The organism is Psychromonas sp. 14N.309.X.WAT.B.A12 (genome assembly GCF_030397575.1).
GTDB lineage: Bacteria > Pseudomonadota > Gammaproteobacteria > Enterobacterales > Psychromonadaceae > Psychromonas.
Map to the genome: position 1 here is coordinate 169,897 of NZ_JAPNXS010000007.1, position 20,451 is coordinate 190,347.

The 20,451-nt window shown below is 39.3% G+C and carries 21 protein-coding genes and 1 tRNA gene; 9 read left to right on the top strand and 13 right to left on the bottom strand.

Going from position 1 to position 20,451, the window contains the following annotated elements:
- The first annotated feature begins 21 nt into the window (after window positions 1–21).
- A complete protein-coding gene (locus OW492_RS11085) occupies window positions 22–2,037 on the top strand; it encodes a methyl-accepting chemotaxis protein (RefSeq protein WP_290040014.1) in 2,016 nt (671 codons plus the stop codon).
- 73 nt (window positions 2,038–2,110) lie between these two features.
- Here OW492_RS11085 and nrdG read toward each other — a convergent pair whose 3' ends face one another.
- A complete protein-coding gene (nrdG, locus tag OW492_RS11090; RefSeq protein ID WP_290040015.1) occupies window positions 2,111–2,572 on the bottom strand; it encodes an anaerobic ribonucleoside-triphosphate reductase-activating protein in 462 nt (153 codons plus the stop codon).
- 30 nt (window positions 2,573–2,602) lie between these two features.
- On the bottom strand, window positions 2,603–4,747 hold the full coding sequence (nrdD, locus tag OW492_RS11095; RefSeq protein ID WP_290040016.1) for an anaerobic ribonucleoside-triphosphate reductase: 2,145 nt from the start codon (window positions 4,745–4,747) through the stop codon (window positions 2,603–2,605).
- Between the two features lie 280 nt (window positions 4,748–5,027).
- Between nrdD and rsxA the strand changes: the two genes are divergently transcribed.
- The 8 genes from rsxA (at window position 5,028) to OW492_RS11135 (ending at window position 12,479) form a co-directional block, all read left to right on the top strand.
- Complete coding sequence (rsxA, locus tag OW492_RS11100; RefSeq protein ID WP_290040017.1) at window positions 5,028–5,606, top strand: electron transport complex subunit RsxA; 579 nt, start codon at window positions 5,028–5,030, stop codon at window positions 5,604–5,606.
- On the top strand, window positions 5,603–6,175 hold the full coding sequence (gene rsxB / locus OW492_RS11105) for an electron transport complex subunit RsxB (protein WP_290040018.1): 573 nt from the start codon (window positions 5,603–5,605) through the stop codon (window positions 6,173–6,175). Before rsxA ends, rsxB begins: the two co-directional genes overlap by 4 nt.
- A gap of 1 nt (window position 6,176) precedes the next feature.
- A complete protein-coding gene (gene rsxC, locus OW492_RS11110) occupies window positions 6,177–8,639 on the top strand; it encodes an electron transport complex subunit RsxC (protein ID WP_290040019.1) in 2,463 nt (820 codons plus the stop codon).
- 3 nt (window positions 8,640–8,642) lie between these two features.
- Window positions 8,643–9,698 (top strand): electron transport complex subunit RsxD, encoded by a 1,056-nt coding sequence (rsxD, locus tag OW492_RS11115; RefSeq protein ID WP_290040020.1) that lies wholly within the window; start codon window positions 8,643–8,645, stop codon window positions 9,696–9,698.
- Window positions 9,695–10,330 carry an electron transport complex subunit RsxG gene (rsxG, locus tag OW492_RS11120; RefSeq protein WP_290040021.1) on the top strand — a complete coding sequence of 212 codons (636 nt, stop codon included), beginning with the start codon at window positions 9,695–9,697 and terminating at the stop codon, window positions 10,328–10,330. Before rsxD ends, rsxG begins: the two co-directional genes overlap by 4 nt.
- 41 nt (window positions 10,331–10,371) lie before the next feature.
- Window positions 10,372–11,058 (top strand): electron transport complex subunit E, encoded by a 687-nt coding sequence (locus OW492_RS11125; RefSeq protein WP_290040071.1) that lies wholly within the window; start codon window positions 10,372–10,374, stop codon window positions 11,056–11,058.
- A complete protein-coding gene (gene nth / locus OW492_RS11130) occupies window positions 11,058–11,693 on the top strand; it encodes an endonuclease III (RefSeq protein ID WP_290040022.1) in 636 nt (211 codons plus the stop codon). Before OW492_RS11125 ends, nth begins: the two co-directional genes overlap by 1 nt.
- A 180-nt stretch (window positions 11,694–11,873) precedes the next feature.
- Window positions 11,874–12,479 carry a DUF3157 family protein gene (locus OW492_RS11135; protein ID WP_290040023.1) on the top strand — a complete coding sequence of 202 codons (606 nt, stop codon included), beginning with the start codon at window positions 11,874–11,876 and terminating at the stop codon, window positions 12,477–12,479.
- A gap of 185 nt (window positions 12,480–12,664) precedes the next feature.
- On the opposite strand, the gene OW492_RS11140 is transcribed toward OW492_RS11135, so the two are convergent.
- The 11 genes from OW492_RS11140 to tolR form a co-directional block, all read right to left on the bottom strand.
- A complete protein-coding gene (locus tag OW492_RS11140; protein WP_290040024.1) occupies window positions 12,665–13,084 on the bottom strand; it encodes a GFA family protein in 420 nt (139 codons plus the stop codon).
- 126 nt (window positions 13,085–13,210) lie between these two features.
- Window positions 13,211–13,417, bottom strand: a complete 207-nt coding sequence (locus OW492_RS11145) for a hypothetical protein (protein WP_290040025.1) — start codon at window positions 13,415–13,417, stop codon at window positions 13,211–13,213.
- 51 nt (window positions 13,418–13,468) lie between these two features.
- Window positions 13,469–13,750, bottom strand: a complete 282-nt coding sequence (locus OW492_RS11150; RefSeq protein ID WP_290040026.1) for a hypothetical protein — start codon at window positions 13,748–13,750, stop codon at window positions 13,469–13,471.
- Between the two features lie 422 nt (window positions 13,751–14,172).
- On the bottom strand, window positions 14,173–14,673 hold the full coding sequence (locus OW492_RS11155; protein WP_290040027.1) for a DUF1456 family protein: 501 nt from the start codon (window positions 14,671–14,673) through the stop codon (window positions 14,173–14,175).
- A 59-nt stretch (window positions 14,674–14,732) separates the two neighbouring features.
- Complete coding sequence (gene nadA / locus OW492_RS11160) at window positions 14,733–15,791, bottom strand: quinolinate synthase NadA (RefSeq protein WP_290040028.1); 1,059 nt, start codon at window positions 15,789–15,791, stop codon at window positions 14,733–14,735.
- Between the two features lie 108 nt (window positions 15,792–15,899).
- Window positions 15,900–15,975: transfer RNA gene (locus OW492_RS11165), tRNA-Lys, on the bottom strand.
- 318 nt (window positions 15,976–16,293) lie between these two features.
- Window positions 16,294–17,022 (bottom strand): tol-pal system protein YbgF, encoded by a 729-nt coding sequence (gene ybgF / locus OW492_RS11170; protein ID WP_290040029.1) that lies wholly within the window; start codon window positions 17,020–17,022, stop codon window positions 16,294–16,296.
- 7 nt (window positions 17,023–17,029) lie between these two features.
- Window positions 17,030–17,584, bottom strand: a complete 555-nt coding sequence (pal, locus tag OW492_RS11175; protein WP_290040030.1) for a peptidoglycan-associated lipoprotein Pal — start codon at window positions 17,582–17,584, stop codon at window positions 17,030–17,032.
- A gap of 28 nt (window positions 17,585–17,612) precedes the next feature.
- Window positions 17,613–18,926 (bottom strand): Tol-Pal system beta propeller repeat protein TolB, encoded by a 1,314-nt coding sequence (gene tolB / locus OW492_RS11180; RefSeq protein WP_290040031.1) that lies wholly within the window; start codon window positions 18,924–18,926, stop codon window positions 17,613–17,615.
- Between the two features lie 9 nt (window positions 18,927–18,935).
- A complete protein-coding gene (gene tolA, locus OW492_RS11185; protein ID WP_290040032.1) occupies window positions 18,936–20,015 on the bottom strand; it encodes a cell envelope integrity protein TolA in 1,080 nt (359 codons plus the stop codon).
- On the bottom strand, window positions 20,016–20,447 hold the full coding sequence (gene tolR, locus OW492_RS11190; RefSeq protein WP_290040033.1) for a protein TolR: 432 nt from the start codon (window positions 20,445–20,447) through the stop codon (window positions 20,016–20,018).
- Between the last annotated feature and the right edge of the window lie 4 nt (window positions 20,448–20,451).

A 20,451-nucleotide genomic window follows, 5' to 3' on the forward strand; every position in this document is an offset into this window, starting at 1 on the left:
ATAGAAAAGAGACTTATAACAATGTTACTATCCCGCGCATTCTTTATCTACCTTACTAAGGTAGATACTAGTATTGATAACTTATTTTTATTAATACCAATTTTAATCTTCAACCCACTCAAGAGCCATTACATGTATCTTAACTTCAAAGGTCGAATCGTTTCTGCTGCGATTATAATGTTAACCGTTGCAACAGCCACACTCTCTTTTATCTCCTACACTCAACAATCAAACATCACCATAGACAATGTTGATCGTTACTCTATGCTAAACCTATCCAGTAACGGTGATAAAATTCATGAGTTTATCGATAGAATTAATAGAAGCATCAGTACCTCTGCAGAACTTTTTTCAACAAGAAGTGATGATATTAATACCATTACTAGTCTAATGTTATTACAACGTTCCACAGAAGCCTCTGCCATCGTAGTGGGATATGAAGATGGCTTAGCTTTTAACAGTAATAAAGGAAAATATGCGGCCAGTTATGACCCTCGCACTCGTGGCTGGTATCAACAAGCAAAACGTAAAGGCACGACGATTATCACAGATATTTATACAGGCAGTAGTACAGGCCGTTTAATGGTCAGTATTGCAGCACCTTTTTACAGTAACAATGTGATGCAAGGTGTATTACTGGCTGACGTTGAGCTGAACGGATTACAGCTAATGGTTGATAACACCGTATTTTCAGACGCGACAGCAACACTTTATACTGATAAAGGATTAGTATTAGCTTCTTCTAATCGCACTTTAATCTCAGGTAAAAGTCGCATTGCAGATACTAAAGCCTTATTACCTTTTAAAAATCAGTTATTGAATGAACAACAAGGGTCTTTCTCATACCGTGGTAATGGCCAAAATAACGTTAATTACTTTGAATCAATTAAGATTGATGACAATACCCATTGGCACCTATTAATCACATTGGATGAATCAGTGGTTTACCAAGTTGTAGATCAGTCTTTAAAAACCAGCTTACTTAGCACTATTGCCTTAATTCTGATTGGTTCATTGGTCATATACTTATTACTGAGTTACACCTACAGACCTATGATTGCACTAAAGAATACCGTACAAGCACTCTCAAGTGGCCACGGTGATTTAACTAAACGTTTACCTGTGACGAGCCAGGACGACCTAGGGCAAATATCAGCAAACATTAATACCTTTATTGATAACCTCCAACATATGATGCTAGATATCGCTAAAGCATCTTCTCGTATTGACTCGAGCATCCATGGTTTACAAACATTAACCGAAGAGAACAAACAGACCTTTAATCAACATAAAATTGAAACAGAGCAAGCCGTTACAGCCTTGGAAGAGATGAATGCCACTTCCCAAGATGTCGCTAAAAATACATCAGGTGCCGTTGAATTTACCAGTAAAACCAATACCCAAACAGAACAGTCGAAAGTAGTAGTTCGTAACGCAACACAAACAGTAACAGAACTCGTTAAAAGTGTTGATGATGTATCTAAAAACATCTCTGAAATGGGATTACAAATATCTGAAATCTCAAAAGTATTAGGGATTATTGGTGAAATAGCCGACCAAACTAATCTGCTTGCCTTGAATGCGGCGATTGAAGCAGCTAGAGCAGGCGAGCATGGTCGAGGGTTTGCGGTCGTTGCCGATGAAGTACGTGCGTTGGCTTCAAGAACACAACAAAGTACTACGGAAATTCAACACACCATTAACCGACTCACCACCAGCGGTAACACAGTGACGCAGACCATGAAAGCAACACGAACCAGTTGTGAAGAAACCTCATTACAGATCAACTTAGTGGTTACAGATCTAGATGATATTAGCTTGTCCGTTGAAGAGTTAAACGCGATTAATGTGCAAATAGCTACAGCAGCAGAAGAGCAAAGCGCCGTATCCCATGAGATAAATAAGAATATGGCAAAAATTAGCGAGATGGTAGAGCGTATTGCAACCAGTGGTGACGATGTAAATCACGAAGCCATCAACCTCGCCGATGCAAATTTGCATCTTGCTGATATAGTTAAGAAATTCAAACTACAGTAATTAACCATTTAGCCAGATTAAATGAAAAAGAAGAGCTTATTAAGCTCTTCTTTTGTTTTTGCTGCTGAATGACTTATAAATAATGAATAACTTGGTTCGAACTGCCGCGCCAAGCCAATGAAGGATCAGCAAGATCTTTTTCAAACTTACCATCGATCAATACATCCACCAGCTCAATAACTTGTTTCTGTTTAACATTAAGTTCCGCTAACAAATATCCAGTCCACATCCAAATATCCTTACCTTCACATTCACGTTTGACCCGTTTTAAAAGTGCTAAAACTTGATCAACGTTCGCAGGGTGTAAGGGGTCTCCCCCAGACAAGGTAAGCCCCTGCTTTACAATACGTTGATCATTTAAATCATCAATAATCTGCTGTTCAAGCTGCTCGGTAAATAACTGCCCCGCAGTTAAAGACCAAGTTGATTGGTTATAACAGCCTTTACACTGATGTACACAACCAGAAACAAATAAGGTACAACGAGTACCTTCGCCATTAACCACGTCGACTGGGTAATATTTAGAATAATGCATAACTGATGCCTCAGTGGTAATTATAAATTGTTATAAATGCTTCACTCTGCGCTTTACCTCTTCTTGTTTTCCTTGATTAAAAGGTCTGGCATCTGGACTACCTAAATACCCACAAACACGGCGTGTCACAGCGACTTTTTCAGGATCGGAATTACCACAACTCGGGCACACAAAACCTTTACTGGTACAATCAAACTCGCCTGTGAAACCACACTCATAACACTCATCAATAGGCGTGTTTGTCCCATAATAGGGAACCCTGTTGTAGCTATAGTCCCAAACATTTTCTAAGGCTTTTAAGTTATGTTGCATATTCGGGTATTCGCCATAACAGATAAAACCACCGTTACTAATGGCAGGGTAAACCATTTCAAAATCAATTTTATCGTAAGGGTTTACCGACTTTTCAACATCTAAATGAAATGAATTAGTGTAATAACCTTTGTCTGTTACACCGCTAATCACACCAAACTCCTTTGTATCTAATCGACAAAAACGATCACATAAATTTTCAGAAGGAGTGGAATATAAACTAAAGGCATAACCAGATTGCGTAGACCAGTCTTGCACAGCTTGTTTTAATACCTGGAGTATTTGTTGAGACTTTTGTTGCTTAACTTCATTATCAAAAATATGCTGATCATGACCAAATAAAGCATTTACCGTTTCATGCAAGCCAATATAGCCCAGAGAGATTGAAGCACGGCCATGCTTAAATACATCAGCCACACAATCATCTGCTTTTAATCTGACCCCACAAGCGCCTTCCATATATAAAATAGGTGCCACACTTGCTTTAACGTCACTCAATCGCTCAATACGGGTATCTAAGGCTTTTTTAAGTAAATGTAGCCGTTCAGCTAATAATTCATCAAACACCTTTTGCTCACCCTTTGCTTGCAAGGCGATTCGAGGTAAGTTAATACTTACAACCCCTAAATTACCTCTGCCATCATGAATCAATTCTGAATCTATTTCGCCATCATCAGTAACAGAAGTCTGTTGATAACGGTCGAGAAAGCTTCGACACCCCATTGGGGTTTTAAAGGAGCCAGTCACCTCAACCACTTTGTCATAATTTAAAATATCAGGATACATTCGCTTTGATGCACAACGTAAAGCCAATTGCTTAATATCGTAGTTTTGGTCATCTTCTTTTAAATTGATGCCGTCTTTAATAGCAAATACCAACTTCGGAAATATAGCCGTTTTTCTATTTTTCCCTAATCCAGCAATACGGTTTTTTAAAATAGCGCGTTGAATCAAACGCGACTGCCAATCAACTCCTAAACCAAAACCAAAAGTGACAAAAGGAGTCTGCCCATTAGCGGTATGTAGAGTATTCACTTCGTATTCTAATGATTGAAATGCGTTGTAACATTCAATTTCTGTTTGTTGTGTTGCATAGGCGTGAGCATCTTCGATCCCCCACTGTTTCGCAGTCAATAAATGCTTTTCAAAGCTTTTTGTCACATAGGGCGCCAAAATAGTATCGATAGCATTAATCGTGGTTCCACCATAAATATGACTGGCCACCTGTGCAATGATTTGAGCGGTCACTGCGGTTGCCGTTGAAATTGACTTGGGCTCTTCAATTTCCGCATTTCCCATTTTAAAGCCCTGGGTAAACATCCCCTTAATATCGATCAACATGCAATTAAACATCGGAAAAAATGGTGCATAATCTAAGTCATGATAATGAATTTCACCACGATCATGCGCTTGCACTACCTCTCGTGGCAACATATAAGATTTAGCATAATGCTTAGCAATAATGCCGGCTAATAAATCACGTTGAGTGGGGATGACTTTGCCGTCCTTATTAGCATTTTCATTCAACAAAGAGGCATTACTCTGTTCAATTAACCCGTTTATTTCATGGTTTAACTGACTTTTTCGTTCACGTGCAATATCTCTATCATGGCGATATTCAATATAAATCCGCGCCAATTCAATATGACCATTTTTCATTAAACTGGCTTCAACTGCATCTTGAATATGGTGAATGTCTACTTCTTCCAACATTGACAAGGACTTACTTACTTCCTTTACAATAAGATCAGGTTGTATTTTATTATCTTTAATTACCAATGCAGCTTTACTTATCGCCGCTTTAATACGCGATCCGTCAAAGGGAACTTGGCTACCATCTCGCTTGATCACAACAGGTTTCATTAACCACTCCAAAACACAATATATAGTGATAAATTACTATACTTAACACCAGATATAGATTATTGATGCAAATCAAGTTTGTAAAAGGAGCATCGACAATAGTAAAAAAGTAGAAGATTAAGCAACAAAAAAACCTTTTGCTGACTTGAATCGTAAGATAAATGAATAAATCACCAAAATTGACTTCATTTTCACACTGAAATAGGCTGATTTTGTTGTTACAATACCTCTCTTTTTTTATGCATAAAATAACCTACGGTCAGTAGTGGAATTATTATTTATGAGCGATTACTTTTTACTCTTTTTTGGCACAGTATTAGTGAACAACTTTGTGCTAGTAAAGTTTTTAGGTCTATGCCCATTCTTAGGGGTATCTAATAAAATTGAAACAGCCGTTGGTATGTCTTTGGCAACCACTTTTGTTTTAACCTTAACAGCGGCACTTTCTTATATTGTAAATAATTACTTACTTGAGCCACTAGGCTTACATTATTTGCAAACATTGAGCTTTATCTTAGTTATCGCCGTAGTAGTACAATTTACCGAAATGGTCATGAATAAAACCAGCCCAACACTATATCGTTTGCTGGGCATATTCCTGCCGCTAATCACCACTAACTGTGCCATTTTAGGCTTAGCTTTATTAAACTTAACTGAGCAACATAATTTTGCGCAGTCAGTAATTTATGGATTAGGTGCAGGCGTAGGTTTTTCCTTAGTGCTTATTTTATTTTCTTCTATTCGTGAGCGTCTCAGCGCCGCGGATATTCCATTACCTTTTAAAGGAGCATCTATCGCTATGATTACAGCAGGTTTAATGTCGTTAGCATTCATGGGCTTTACTGGGTTAATTAAATGATCATCAGTATTATTATTGCCATTGTAACCTTAGGTGTTTTAGGGCTCATTTTTGGTTCTCTTTTGGGCTACTCATCGATTCGCTTTAAAGTAAAAGAAGATCCAATTGTAGAAGAGTTGGATGCCATGCTGCCACAAACACAATGTGGACAATGTGGTTACCCTGGTTGTAAGCCTTATGCCAAAGCCATCGCAGAAGGCGACGATATTAATAAATGTCCTCCTGGTGGTGAAGCCGTTATGCAACAACTTGCAGATCGCATGGGGATTGAGCCTAAGCAATTAGAAGGCGAAGAAAAGCCTAAAATGATCGCATTTATTCGTGAAGATGAATGTATCGGCTGTACCAAGTGTATTCAAGCGTGCCCTGTTGACGCCATTTTAGGGGCAACTCGACAAATGCACACAGTAATCACAGACGAATGTACCGGCTGTGAGTTGTGTGTTGCACCTTGCCCAACAGATTGTATTGATATGCTACCTATCCAAATTACCACACAAAACTGGCAGTGGAATTTACAAACTATCCCAACAAAAACTATCTCAACCGACAGTAGCAACGAGCCGTAACATGACACAAAAAAGCAATTTATTAAGTGACAAAAAATTAGAGCAGATTGCGGCTGGTAAAATGTGGGACTTTCATGGTGGTGTGCACCCTGAACAAAACAAATTACAAAGTAACCAAAGTGCAATTACCGACGCAGGTATTCCTGAAGAGTTGATCATTGCTGTTGAGCAAAAAGGTCATATTCCCCAATTACTAGTAGAAATAGGCGATACGGTATTAAAAGGCCAACCCTTAACTAAAGTATACGGCGCGTTAGTAGTACAACATGCTAGTAGCTCTGGTGTGGTCAAAGCCATTGAACCAAGAACTGACTGCCACCCTTCTGGTCTGCCTGTGTTATCAATAGTGATTGAGACCGATGGTTTAGATAGACCTTTCCCTACTCAAGGATTTAGTGACTATCGCCAAGAGATGCCAGCAACCTTAATCGAAGCAACTCAACAAGCCGGTATTGTTGGCTTGGGTGGTGCAGGTTTTGCTACACATTTAAAATTAGCACACAGTGAAAATCGCCTGTTAATCATCAATGCCATTGAATGTGAACCTTACATCACTGCCGATGATCGTTTAATTCAAGAACATGCTGACGAAATAATTGAAGGCATTAATATACTGCAACACATATTGCAGCCTAAATTAACGATATTTGCAGTGGAAGATAATAAACCGGAAGCCATTGAAGCATTCACGAAGTCATTGCAGAGCATACCCGGTGCTGCTGATAATATCCTATTACGTGTTATTCCAACTCGCTATCCATCGGGTAGTGCTAAACAACTGATTGAAGTGTTAACGGGAGAGCAAACGCCAATCAATAAACACTCTTCAGAGTTAGGCATCTCTATGTTTAACGTAGGAACAGCCTTTGCCGTTAAAGAAGCGATCATCAATGGTAAACCACTCGTTTCTCGTATTGTCACCATTACCGGCGATGCTTTTGCACGTAAAGGCAATGCTAGCGTGCGCATTGGTACACCAATTCAACATTTGCTAGATACTTACTGGTTGAATGCACTGCATCATCAACAACTGATCATTGGCGGCCCGATGATGGGCTTTACCGTCAGCGATCCAGGTATGCCAGTGTCAAAAACCTGTAACTGCATTCTTGCTCCTACTGAGAAAGAGTTACCTCAGCCAGAGCCTGAAATGAACTGTATTCGTTGTAGTGAATGTGCTGAAGCCTGCCCAGTAGAACTATTACCACAGCAGTTACTTTGGTACTCACAGAGCGAAGACCATAAAAAGTTAGAAGAATATGATTTATCTGCCTGTATCGAATGTGGAGCCTGTGCTTTTGTTTGCCCAAGTCATATTCCATTAGTTGAATATTACCGCGTCTCTAAATCACAAATTAAAGCCGCTAAGTTCGAAGCAGAAAAGGCTGCTATTGCACGTAAACGCCATGAAGATAGAGAGTTACGTTTAGAGACTGAAAAACAGCAACGTCAATTAAAACACAAATTAGCAGCTGAAAAACGTAAACAACAAATGCAAGATAAGACTGGTGGCGAAGACTTAGTAGCCGCAGCCCTAGCCCGTGCTAAAGCCAAAAAACAAGCGAATAATGAAGCTTCAGCAGAGTCAAGCAGCAAACCGACGGCAGCTAATAGTCAAGTGGCAGCAGCCATTGCCCGCGCTAAAGCTAAAAAACAAGCCGCTGCAGAATCAACACCTGCTGAAACTGAAGCAGATCCGAAAAAAGCTGCAGTTGCCGCGGCCATTGAGCGCGCTAAAGCCAAGAAACAAGCTGCTGCAGAATCTACAGCAACAGAAGCTGAAGCAGATCCGAAAAAAGCAGCAGTTGCCGCAGCCATTGCTCGCGCTAAAGCCAAGAAACAAGCTGCTACAGAATCTACAGCAACAGAAACTGAAGTAGATCCGAAAAAAGCTGCAATCGCGGCAGCAGTTGCTCGCGCTAAAGCTAAAAAACAAGCAGCAGAAACTAAAGATCAACAAGTGACAACAGATGCGCCAGAAAATGATGTTAAAGTTGAAGCAGAAGCCGATCCAAAAAAAGCTGCAATCGCGGCAGCAGTTGCTCGCGCTAAAGCTAAAAAACAAGCAGCAGAAGCTAAAGAACAACAAGTAACAACAGATGCGCCAGAAAATGACGTTAAAGTTGAAGCAGAAGCCGATCCCAAAAAAGCCGCAATCGCTGCAGCAGTTGCTCGTGCTAAAGCTAAAAAACAAGCAGCAGAAACTAAAGATCAACAAGTCACAACAGATGCGCCAGAAAATGACGTTAAAGTTGAAGCAGAAGTCGATCCCAAAAAAGCCGCAATCGCTGCAGCAGTTGCTCGTGCTAAAGCCAAGAAACAGGCGGCAGCAGAAGCCGCATCACAAAGGGACTCTGTACCAACAGAGTCAGCAGAAGAAAAAACTGTGGACGACAAAAAATCCAGAATAGCGGCAGCCATTGCCAAAGCAAAAGCGAAAAAACAGGCAGAGAAGGATCAATAAGTTATGGCATTTTTCAGTTCGACCTCACCACACCAGCGCATAAAACGCCGTACGCCTGAAATCATGAAAATGGTTGTGTTGGCCTTATTGCCTGGCGTCCTTGTGCATAGTTACTTGTTTGGGTTAGGTATCTATGTGCAGATAGCGCTGGCTATTGCGACAGCCGTTGCATCAGAAGCTATTTTTCTTACATTACGTAAGCGCCCTTTTATTAATAGCATTAAGGATTATACAGCGATTGTCACCGCCGTGTTATTAGCGATCTCTATCCCTTCGCTTGCACCATGGTGGGTGATCGTTATTGGTACAGCCTTTTCTATTATCATAGTAAAACAACTCTACGGTGGGCTTGGGCAAAATATTTTTAACCCAGCCATGGCTGGTTATGTCTTATTATTAATTTCATTTCCAGTACAAATGACAGCTTGGTTGCCTATTGAATCAATGCAAGCATTTCCAGTGACCATCAAGGATACATTGAGTTTAATCTTCACTGGTTACAGTATTGATGGGTATAGCGTCACGCAAATTAAGACATCAATTGATGGTTTTACCTTAGCGACGCCATTAGAAACTATCCGTAATGCCCTACACGTAGGTGACACGATTTCTGAAACACTGAAAACCACATTATTCAGTCCAGATTCATTACAAGGGAGTCAATGGGTTAACTTAGCCTTCTTAGTAGGCGGACTTTACCTGCTCAAAAAACAAGTGATTTTATGGTACATCCCAGCGAGTTTCTTAGTGGGTATGATTGTTTTCTCTTTCATTCCTTTTGCTACGGATCCTGAGTTGTTCCCTTCTCCGCTTTATCATTTATTCTCAGGGGCGACCATGTTAGGTGCCTTCTTCATTTTAACCGACCCTGTCACCGCCAGCACGACAGTGAAAGGACGCATCGCCTATGGTTTATTATGTGCATTATTAGTGGTGATTATTCGTGATTTTGGTGGTTACCCTGACGCAGTAGCTTTTGCAGTTTTATTAGCAAACATATGTGTGCCATTAATTGATTATTACACCAAACCTAAAGTTTATGGGAGAAGACGCTCATGATGATGCCAGCAATTAGCCGTAACGCGCTATTACTCGGTATATTTGCAGTACTTTGTACAGGTGCAATCGCCCTAGTAAATGTATTAACGCAACCTGTGATTCAACAACAGGAACAAATTGCCTTACAAAACAATATTAATGAATTAATCAAACCTGATCGTTATGATAATAACATCATTGAAAGTTGCTTTACCGTTGTCGACAATCAGTTATTAGGTGACGCGACTCCTAAACAAGTGTTTATCGCCAAGCAATATAACCAGCCTGTTGCCGCTTTAATTCAAACCAGTACCTTTAAAGGTTACTCCGGTGAAATTAAGTTATTAGTGGGAATTTATGCCGACGGTACAGTGGCAGGAGTGCGTATTAATAGCCATACGGAAACACCTGGATTAGGCGATAAAATACAAACTAACAAGTCAGATTGGATCTATTCATTCGATGGTAGTGACTACCAAGCAGAACAAGATGCTAAGTGGGAAGTGAAAAAGAATGGTGGAAGCTTTGATGCCTTTACTGGAGCGACTATCACGCCACGTGCAGTGGTATTTGCCGTTAAAAATACACTCATGTATTTTAACCAACATAAATCAACTTTATTCAATACTGAAGCAACTTGTGGAGACCTGTAATGACACAAGAAAACAAGGCTAATGCCACTATCGCGAATGATATGACGGAAGAGATAGATGCAGGAGAAGTTGCACCCCAAGCAAGCGATGCGGCTGTTTATAAAGACCTGAGCCTACAAGGCTTATGGAAAAATAATCCAGGCATAGTGCAGTTACTGGGGTTATGTCCATTACTGGCGGTGACCAACACCTTAACCAATGCGCTTGGTTTAGGCTTAGCAACATTATTTGTAGTGATCGCGTCTAATATATTAATTTCATTAATCAGACACCATGTTCCAAAGGCTATCCGTATTCCGGTATTTGTATTAATCATTGCCTCTTTAGTAAGCTGTATTCAATTATTAATGAATGCTTATACTTACCAACTTTACCTGTCGCTAGGTATCTTCATTCCATTAATTGTAACCAACTGTATGATCATTGGTCGTGCTGAAGCATTTGCCTCAAAAAACAGCGTTAAACATTCTGCCTTTGATGGCTTGATGATGGGCTTAGGTTTCACCGCCGTATTAATCATATTAGGCGCAGCACGTGAAGTGTTAGCGCAAGGAACACTATTTGATGGTATAGAAACCTTATTGGGCGACTGGGCAAGCTTTATGACCATTAGCCTGTACAATACAGACACTAGCTTTTTAATTGCAGCATTACCACCAGGTGCTTTTATCCTGATGGGCTTAATCATCGCCTTTAAAAACAGCATTGATAACCTATTGAAAAAATAATGAATACTATAAAACGTAAACAAATTTTAACCCGTTTAAGAGACAACAACCCTCACCCAGAGACAGAGCTAAACTTCAGCTCTCCCTTTGAGTTATTAGTTGCCGTCACTCTCTCAGCGCAAGCAACAGACGTCAGTGTCAACAAAGCCACTGATAAACTGTTTCCCGTCGCCAACACACCAGAAGCTATTTACGCACTAGGGGTTGATGGGCTAAAAAACTACATTAGAACCATTGGCTTATATAACAGTAAAGCCGAAAATGTCATTAAAGCGTGTAAGATGTTAATCGACCTTCATAACAGTGAAGTACCGCAAGACAGAGACGCACTTGTCGCCTTACCAGGCGTTGGTAGAAAAACAGCTAACGTCGTTTTAAACACCGCCTTTGGTTGGCCAACCATTGCTGTCGATACACATATCTTCCGTGTTTCTAACCGCACTAAGTTAGCCATGGGCAAGAATGTTGATGATGTAGAAAAAAAGCTGTTAAAAGTTGTTCCAGCGGAATTCAAAGTAGATGTACATCACTGGTTAATATTACACGGGCGTTATACCTGTATTGCTAGAAAACCACGCTGCGGCTCATGCTTAATAGAAGACCTATGTGAGTTTAAAGAAAAAACCAATTATTAAATTTAACCGCAACCCAATATTAATGGGTTGCGTTAGCCTCTCTTCAACAAACTCAACATCTCTCCAAAACGATTTAAAACTTCAGACTTAAAACAATGAACACTAAAACATAAAGGCCACTTGCCTTTGTCCAACAGAAAGATATTCTGTCTTAAATCAAATAATAAAAAGTTGAAACTTATGCATTTTCGCCACCTACAGCACACACTATTTATCCTATTCAGTTCAGTATCATTTGGGCTCTCAGCAGCAAGCATTGGCACCGTAACATTAGATAATGGTGCCACAGTTCAATTAAACGATGACCACACCTGGGAATATATCGCCGTTAATACTGAGATAACTACAAAAGCTGATAATACAATTGTACCTGTCGTCATCGCCTCGACTACAGTAATACCTGCTAACACAGAACAAACAGCAAAAGATAAATCATCACTAGTGCGTTCAGGATTGTTAAATACGGCCGTAAAAAGTGATGTCAAAGTGACCTTTACTGAAGCCACTTGGCGAGAGCGATCCCTTGGTTTAAAGTTTGCCTTATCCAGTAATAACGCAGAGGGTGTCGTAATAGTAAAAGTTGCAGCCACTTTTTATGATGATCAAGCTAAACAAATTTCCGAGCAAACCTTCAACGTATGGCAAGCCAGCTACAGATTGCCAAATACTTACTTACGCAAAGGTGAAACACGAGACAGTCGAATAATTTGGGTTGATGGTATCGACAAAGCTAACTGGGCAGATAAATTGCTCAGCCTAAAAATCGTTGAAATAGAAACTCGTTAGTTTTTCTTCTTAAAAGCGATGAATATTCACTGGGAGAGTTGTGTTCGTATAGCGAGTTCCCTTTTGGAGAAGCTCTACAAGCTCATGGCGCATAATAAGAAGTTTATCGTTAGCTACAACACTGCATGTAGTGAAGACAGCTAACTGTAAATTTTACTGCTGTAATGACTTGTAAACTGTACTTGCTACGAAGGCTGCTTATCGAAAGTTTTAACGCCCTCAGGAATCTGATACCAATCTTGCTTTTCACTAAGCCATACATGCACAGTTGGCTTTATTATACGAGTGTCTGCTAAGTTGCTTGGTTTTAGTTTTAGCTTGTCAGGTTCATTAGGGTCGAAATGATAAAGCCTATTGCCGCATGACGGACAAAATTTAGCGCCATTAATATTTCCACTATCCGAGGGACGACTCCATTCTTTCATTACCCCACTAAACTTAACACTTTTAGTTGTCACCACAGCCGTAATACTAAATGCACTAGTAGATAACTTTTGGCACTCTTTACAATGACAAGCGACAACCATTAAAGGTGGTTCAAGAAGCTCATAAGTTACTTCGCCACATTGGCAAGAACCTTTAATTGGGTACTTAACGCTTTCCATAATCGACTCCAATGTTTAGGGCAGCTTAGGCCGCATTAAGTAGACAAAATTGATTTGTTGTAATGTATAGCGAAGCGGAACGTAATCCGCTGTTTTAGTTACGTTTAAACGTTTTATTATATAAATTTACTTCGAAAGAACATCTTCAGTTAGATATTTAGTTTGTGCAATAATTATAAGCGTTTTTCCTAGTATGTCTCTGAAGTCAAAATATGATGATTCTTTAGAAATTGTATTCTTAGTCCAAGCTATAAATTTCTCACGGTGTTCAATGTTATTTGTATGCGCAAGGTCACCATAAAGAAAACCTTGGTAAATATCCCAGTTGGACATTCTTTCACCATCGTAAATAAGTGGTGAATCAGAGTTCCAATACTTTTTAATCTAAGCCTGCATCTCTATTAGTGCTTCTAACTTATTATCATCCGCCTTAAGCTTTTTAAAGTGAGAATGTAAATTATTGATACGGAAGTGTTCGTTTCTTTGAAAAAACAATCTATGCGTCAAAAGAAATGCATCAAGCCCTTCGTCAGTTGGACCTACGTAATCTAATACTTCTGCTCCAATTGTGACTTTATGCTCCTTTTGCATTTGCTTCGAAAATGAGCTGGCAATAAGTTTGTCTGCTTTGGAAACGAATAACTCAAGTACTTCTTTAGAATGCATAGCTAAACTCTAGATTCATATAACGAGGCTGTAGAATTTTTCATTCTCAGCCTGATTTTTTAAAAAAAATCACATTAATTCACATTTACTTGAGATTCAAATAGATTATTCACTTTTCAATAAATGATTGATTAAATTGACTTGTAAGAGTGCTTATAAAATTAATTAGATTGGATTATTGCGGTTTAAGGGCTTAGCCCTTGGATTAATGTAAACTATACCTTAACTTCAACTTCTCTATCGTTATTATTTTCACTTTCGACTAAAAGGTAATTGTATTAATCACCAGTGATAGTTAGTTATAATCACAGGACGATACCCGATATTTACACAAGCCTTTATTTTAAAAATGTGGAAACAACTGGCATAAAAAAGCCGAGTTAATTAACTCGGCTTTGGTATTAGATTGAAACTAAGTACGTTTACTCAGCGTCAACTGCGTCAGTACTTGGTTTAGTTCCACGGAACTGCACTGTAATACCGTCAATAAAGCGACGTAGTAGTTGATCACCACAAGGCTTGTAATTACGGTGATCAGACTTTCTAAATAATGCTGATAACTCACCTTTAGATACTGGAAAGTTAGCAAGTGATAATGCATTTAGCATATCTTCATCTTTAAAGTTTAACGCGATACGTAACTTACGAAGAATATCGTTGTTAGATAAAATCGCTTTAGCAGGTAATACAGCTGGTACTGCGCCCTCTTTACGGCCACGTTTTTCATAGATTAAGCCGTCAAGAAACAACGATAAAACGCTATCACGACAAAGTACAAAACCTTCTGCGTCTTCTTTAGCAATAATACTATGTAAAAAATCAACGCTCATTTCGTTATCAACTGAAGCAAAGATGGCTAGCATTTTTGTATCATTTAATTGCAGTGCATAACGTACACGGCGTAAAACATCATTAGTAATCATAAATTCTCAATAAGTTGAGTGATAGTAAGCTCATTATGTCAGAGCTTACAATAAAACGCTTACGCGTTACCTTTAACTTTTAACTGTTGCTCAGCGGCAAAGTTTAACATTCTATCTAGCGATACTAACGCGCCTTTAGCAACGTTAGGATCAACATCTATCTCATGCCCTGAAGCATCAGTTAATGAATCATATATTGCCTTAAGGCCGTTCATAGCCATCCAAGGACAATGTGCACAACTACGGCACGTTGCACCGTTACCAGCTGTTGGTGCAGCCATCATCTCTTTATCTGGACATGCTTGCTGCATTTTATAAAAGATGCCTGTATCAGTAGCTACAATTAATTTTTTATTAGGTAGAGATTGCGCTGCTTTGATCAGTTGGCTTGTAGATCCTACTGCATCAGCTAATTTTACGACACTCTCAGGCGACTCTGGATGCACTAGTATAGCAGCATCAGGGTGGATTGCTTTCATATCGCGTAATGCACTAGCTTTAAACTCATCGTGAACAATACAGTCGCCTTGCCACATAATCATGTCAGCTTGAGTTTTGCGCTCAATATAACTACCTAAATGGCGATCTGGTCCCCATATGATTTTTTTACCTTCGCTATCTAAATGTTCAACGATCTCTAACGCAATGCTCGATGTCACGACCCAATCTGCGCGTGCTTTAACAGCAGCTGAAGTATTTGCATATACAACCACAGCACGTTCTGGATGTTCATCACAAAAGGCAGAAAACTCTTCCACAGGACAACCCACGTCTAAAGAACAAGTAGCGGCAAGTTCAGGCATTAGTACGGTTTTATGTGGTGTTAAAATTTTTGCTGTTTCTCCCATAAAACGAACACCAGCAATAATCAATGTTTTTGCTTTATGATCTCGACCAAAGCGAGCCATCTCTAAAGAGTCTGCAACGTAACCACCCGTTTCTTCAGCCAGCGCTTGGATTTCAGGATCGGTATAATAATGAGCGACAAGTACCGCATCTTTTTCAACAAGTAGTTGTTTGATTTTAGCTTTGTAATCAATCTTTTCCTGTGAAGTTAATTCAACAGGTTTACCAGGAAATGGATAATCAGATCCAACAAGCGGGGAAAATTGGCTCATTATTAACTCTTAGATATAGAAAAATGGGTGCAGATTATAGCAACTTAGAAGAAAAAAAGTAATGAAATATTTACGAGTAGTTAGATATATAAGGGGGAGATAAAAATGTGGTGGGCCGTGAAGGATTTGAACCTTCGACAAATGGATTAAAAGTCCACTGCTCTACCAACTGAGCTAACGGCCCATATAATTTACATATGGTTATGGTTTTAATTTTCAATTCACTTTTAGATTAAAAGTGTATCAATAGCTCTACCAACTGAGCTACATACGTATTTTATAACGTTTTGGTTTTGTTTAATCTTAAAATAGATTAAAAGCTCTACCAACTGAGCTTTAAGTTTAAGCTAGAACATGATTTGCATCACGTGTTGCTCTCAACTGCGGCGTATAATATACAAATATTTTCAGAGCGCAACAAAAAAATGCGACTTTTATTTCATGTGCTGAGAAATTAAACAATAATAGATTTAAGCACAATTATTCTAGGTAAAATATGTGCTTAAAGAGTCTTTAAACGTTTAGCAGCTAAGTTTGCTGCAGATGAATTTGGGTACTCAGTGACCGTTTTCTGATAGAAAGATTTCGCAGAATCAATCGAACCAGCATATTCATCAATGATACCAATTTTAAGTAATGCATCGGCGCGTTTATTAGAGTCAGGGTATTTTTCAGTGACAACTAAGAATGCAACTTTAGCTTCATCACGTTTCTTTTCTTTATAGAGGAGTTGCCCTAACCAGTATTGCGCGTTTGGAACATAACTTGATTCAGGATGATCAATAACAAACGCTTCAAAAGCAGTAATAGCCTGCTGATACTGTTTATCATTAAGCACTAAATCAACAGCAGCTTGATAAGCGGCTTTGTCTGTACCAGGAGCAGCTGGTGTTGCAGATGCAGCAACAGGTTGTGAAGTTTGTTGACGTTCATCTAACATTTGATAGAGGTTACGTTGACGCTCTTCAATTTGCTCTAGGTCATTGGAAAAGACTTCCATTGAACCCTTTATCTGATTTATCTCTTGTCCTAATTGATCTAACTGAGTTTGAAAACGAATCTGCATTTTATTGCGTATCGTCATCACTCTTGTTAACTCATCCATACGTTTTAGTAATTCTGCATTACTAGCCGTACTGACCGTTGCATCTGAAACAGGTGCAGCAGCGTAACTCGGGAAAGAGAAAAAAGCGGTCATAAGCATGGCCGCTGATAGATTACGTTTTTTCATATAGAAATTAGTAAACTAATTCTGCACGACGGTTTTCAGCGCGAGCAGCTTCGTTATGACCTAGGTTAACTGGCTTCTCTTCACCGTAGCTTACTACTGTGATTTGACTTGCAGAAACACCCATGTTTTCTAAGTAAGTAGAAACAGCTAGACCACGACGTTCGCCAAGTGCGATGTTGTACTCAGGCGTACCTAGTTCATCAGCATGACCTTCAACAGTGATTGATTTATCAGTGTTGTTTACTAAGTATTTAGCATGAGCATCTAAAATTGTTGCGTATTTTGGAGAGATAACTGATTTATCAAACTCAAAGTTGATTGTTGTCTCTAAAATCGCGCTAGTGTATTGCTCAACTAACTTTTCTTCAGCAGTTAATTCAATTGCTTGAATTGTATCTGTTTGTACTGCATCTTCAGCTGCTTTTTTAGCTGCTGCCGCTGCTTGTTCAGCTTGTAGCTTCGCTGCTGCTTCTGCATCTGCATCAGTAGTTGAAGAACAAGCACCTAATGCTAACATTGGTAGTGCAATTAATAAGCCTTTTGAAATCATAGAACGATTCATTTTATTTCCTTAGTACGTTTTAATTAAATTATTGTAAAAATGGTGACCATGCCGGTGATTTAACCTCACCATTATTCGCTGGTATATTCGCTTTAAATCGACCATCCATCGAAACTAGTGCTAAGCCTTGTTTACCTTGATAAACAGTGCTGTAAATAATCATACTGCCGTTTGGAGCAATACTTGGTGACTCATCTAACTGTGTTTTTGTTAAGGTTCTTAACTCACCAGATTCAAGGTCTTGCACCGCAATCATATAATTCCCATTATGACGACTTACAAGTACAAGATTATCACCATCTGGGGTCATTGTACCACCTAAATTAATCTCACCTTCCCAAGTAAGGCGTTTCGCTTTGCCCGTTGCTAAAGACACTTGATAAATTTGTGGTCTTCCGCCTCGTTCAGATGAAAATATAATCGACTTTCCGTCAGGTGTCCAACTAGGTTCAGTATCTATGACACGATTATTTGTCAATCGTTTCAATGCTTTTGTCTTTATATTAAAAGTATATATCTCTGGTTGTCCATCTTTCGACAACACTAATGCTAATTGAGTTCCATCTGGTGACCAAGTTGGTGAACCATTAATTTTAGGGAAAGAAGTCATTAACTCACGTTGCTGAGTATAAAGATCTTGAATATATACTTGAGAACGACGTTTCTCAAAGCTTACATAAGCCAGTTTACGCCCATCTGGAGACCAAGAAGGAGACATAATTGGCTGTTTTGAACGTAATACTAATTTCTCGCCTTCACCATCATAATCTGAGATACGTAATTGATATGGGTGTGTACTATCTCTGTCGATCGCAACATAAGCGATACGCGTTAAGAAGGCACCACGCTCACCAGTTAATTTTTCATAAACAATGTCACTAATGCGATGTGCGTATTGTCTTAACTGACTTGTAGTTATAGTACTGCGGCGCTTATCCATCACTGGATCAAAGTTAGGCATATTAACATTACCGGTTAATACGTCTAACAGCTCAAAAGTGACGATGTATTTACCAGCAGTGGTATCTGGTTTTACTTCACCCATAACAATCGCTTCAACACCTAACTCAGTCCAGGTAGAGTAATCAATATCTTTGCTGTTAGAAGGTGTTTTTGGCATTTTATCAATTGATAAAGGGCTAAATTTACCACTGCGTTGTAAATCAGCAGCAACAATTTCAGAGAAATTTTGTGGTTTTTTGCCTTTGCCTAGCCATTTAAAAGGCACAACAGCAATAGGACGTGCACTATTAACGCCTTCTGTAATTAAAATTTCTAAACGTGCTGATGCATTGCTTGAAGCTGCAACCAGTATTATCAAACTAATTAATCGAACAAACATGTTCATTCCTTATAGGTCTGGCTCTAATGTAATATCGAAATCCCTAAACTGACCACTAATATCAGGATCCTTAGGAATAGGTAACGTTTTAGCCTGCAGTGTTGCTCGACGAGCAGAATCACATAACTTTTGATCACCTTTACTCATCACTGCACTTAATACTAATCCGTTAGAAGCTAATTTAATGGCTAATGTACAAGTTTGACCGCTCATGCTTTGATCAACTTTCCAATTACGACTTATTTTAGAGCGAATCAGTGCTTGGTATCTAGCGATTTCAGAGGTTTGCTTTGCACTTCTTGCACTTGAAAAATCATCAGAAAACTCAGCTTCCATTTGTCTATCTAACTCTTCTTGTCTTAAACGTTCTTTTTCAGCTGCTGCTTTTTCTCTAGCAATTTTAGCTGCTTTTTCTTTTGCAGCTTTCTCCTTCGCGGCTTTCTCAGCAGCTAATTTATCAGCTTTTTCTTTCGCCGCTTTTTCGGCAGCTAGTTTTTCTGCTTTCTCTTTTGCCGCTTTTTCGGCAGCTAGTTTGTCAGCTTTCTCTTTCGCCGCTTTTTCGGCAGCTAATTTATCTGCTTTCTCTTTTGCCGCTTTTTCGGCAGCTAGTTTGTCTGCTTTTTGTTTGGCAGCTTTAGCAGCATCATCTGCTTTTTTCTTTTCAGCTGCGGCGATAGCAGCTTGTTCAGCCTGTTTTTGCTCTTCCGCTGCTTTTGCCGCGGCTAATTTTTCATTTTCAATACGCTTTTGTTCTTCTTGTTGACGTACTGCTTCTGCTTTTTCAGCCTTTAGCTTTTCATCTTTTTGCTTCTGCACCAGTGCTTGCTGACGTTGTTTTTCAGCTTCTTGCTCTGCTTGTAATTTACGCTGTTGATCTATTATCTTTTGCTGAGCTTGTTTTTGTTGCTCTGAATGCTTTGCCATACTATCAAGCATATCTTGATTAATAACAGTGGCATCAATGATTGATGCTGCCTCAGGTTTATCTTTCGGCAGCGAGAAATCAATGTTCATCAACAACACACCTCCAATAATGAGATGCAAAGCAAATGCAGTAATAAATGCAATAATATTTGTGCTATTTTTCATCTATTCGTCGGGCTCTGTCATTAAACCTAAAGAAGGCACACCTGCTTGCTGTAGCAACACCATCAATTTCACCACACTTTTATAGTCGACATCACCATCGCCTTTCACGATAAATTGAGCATCAGGATCAAGCTCAATTTGTCCCGCTACAAGCGATGACATTTGCGATGCATCTAACGGTGTATCGGACTCATCACCTACGCTTAAATAGTAACGCCCCTGTTTATCAATTGAAGCAATTAAAGGCGGCTTGGAATCTTCAGGTAACGATTCTGCTGCGGCTTGCGGCAGATCGACTTTAACACCCTGTGTGACTAGCGGAGCCGTTACCATGAAGATGATCAGTAGTACCAGCATCACGTCGATGTAAGGTACTACATTAATTTCCGCAATAACGCGTTTTCGTCTAGGCGTTCGATAAGAATGTCGCATAATA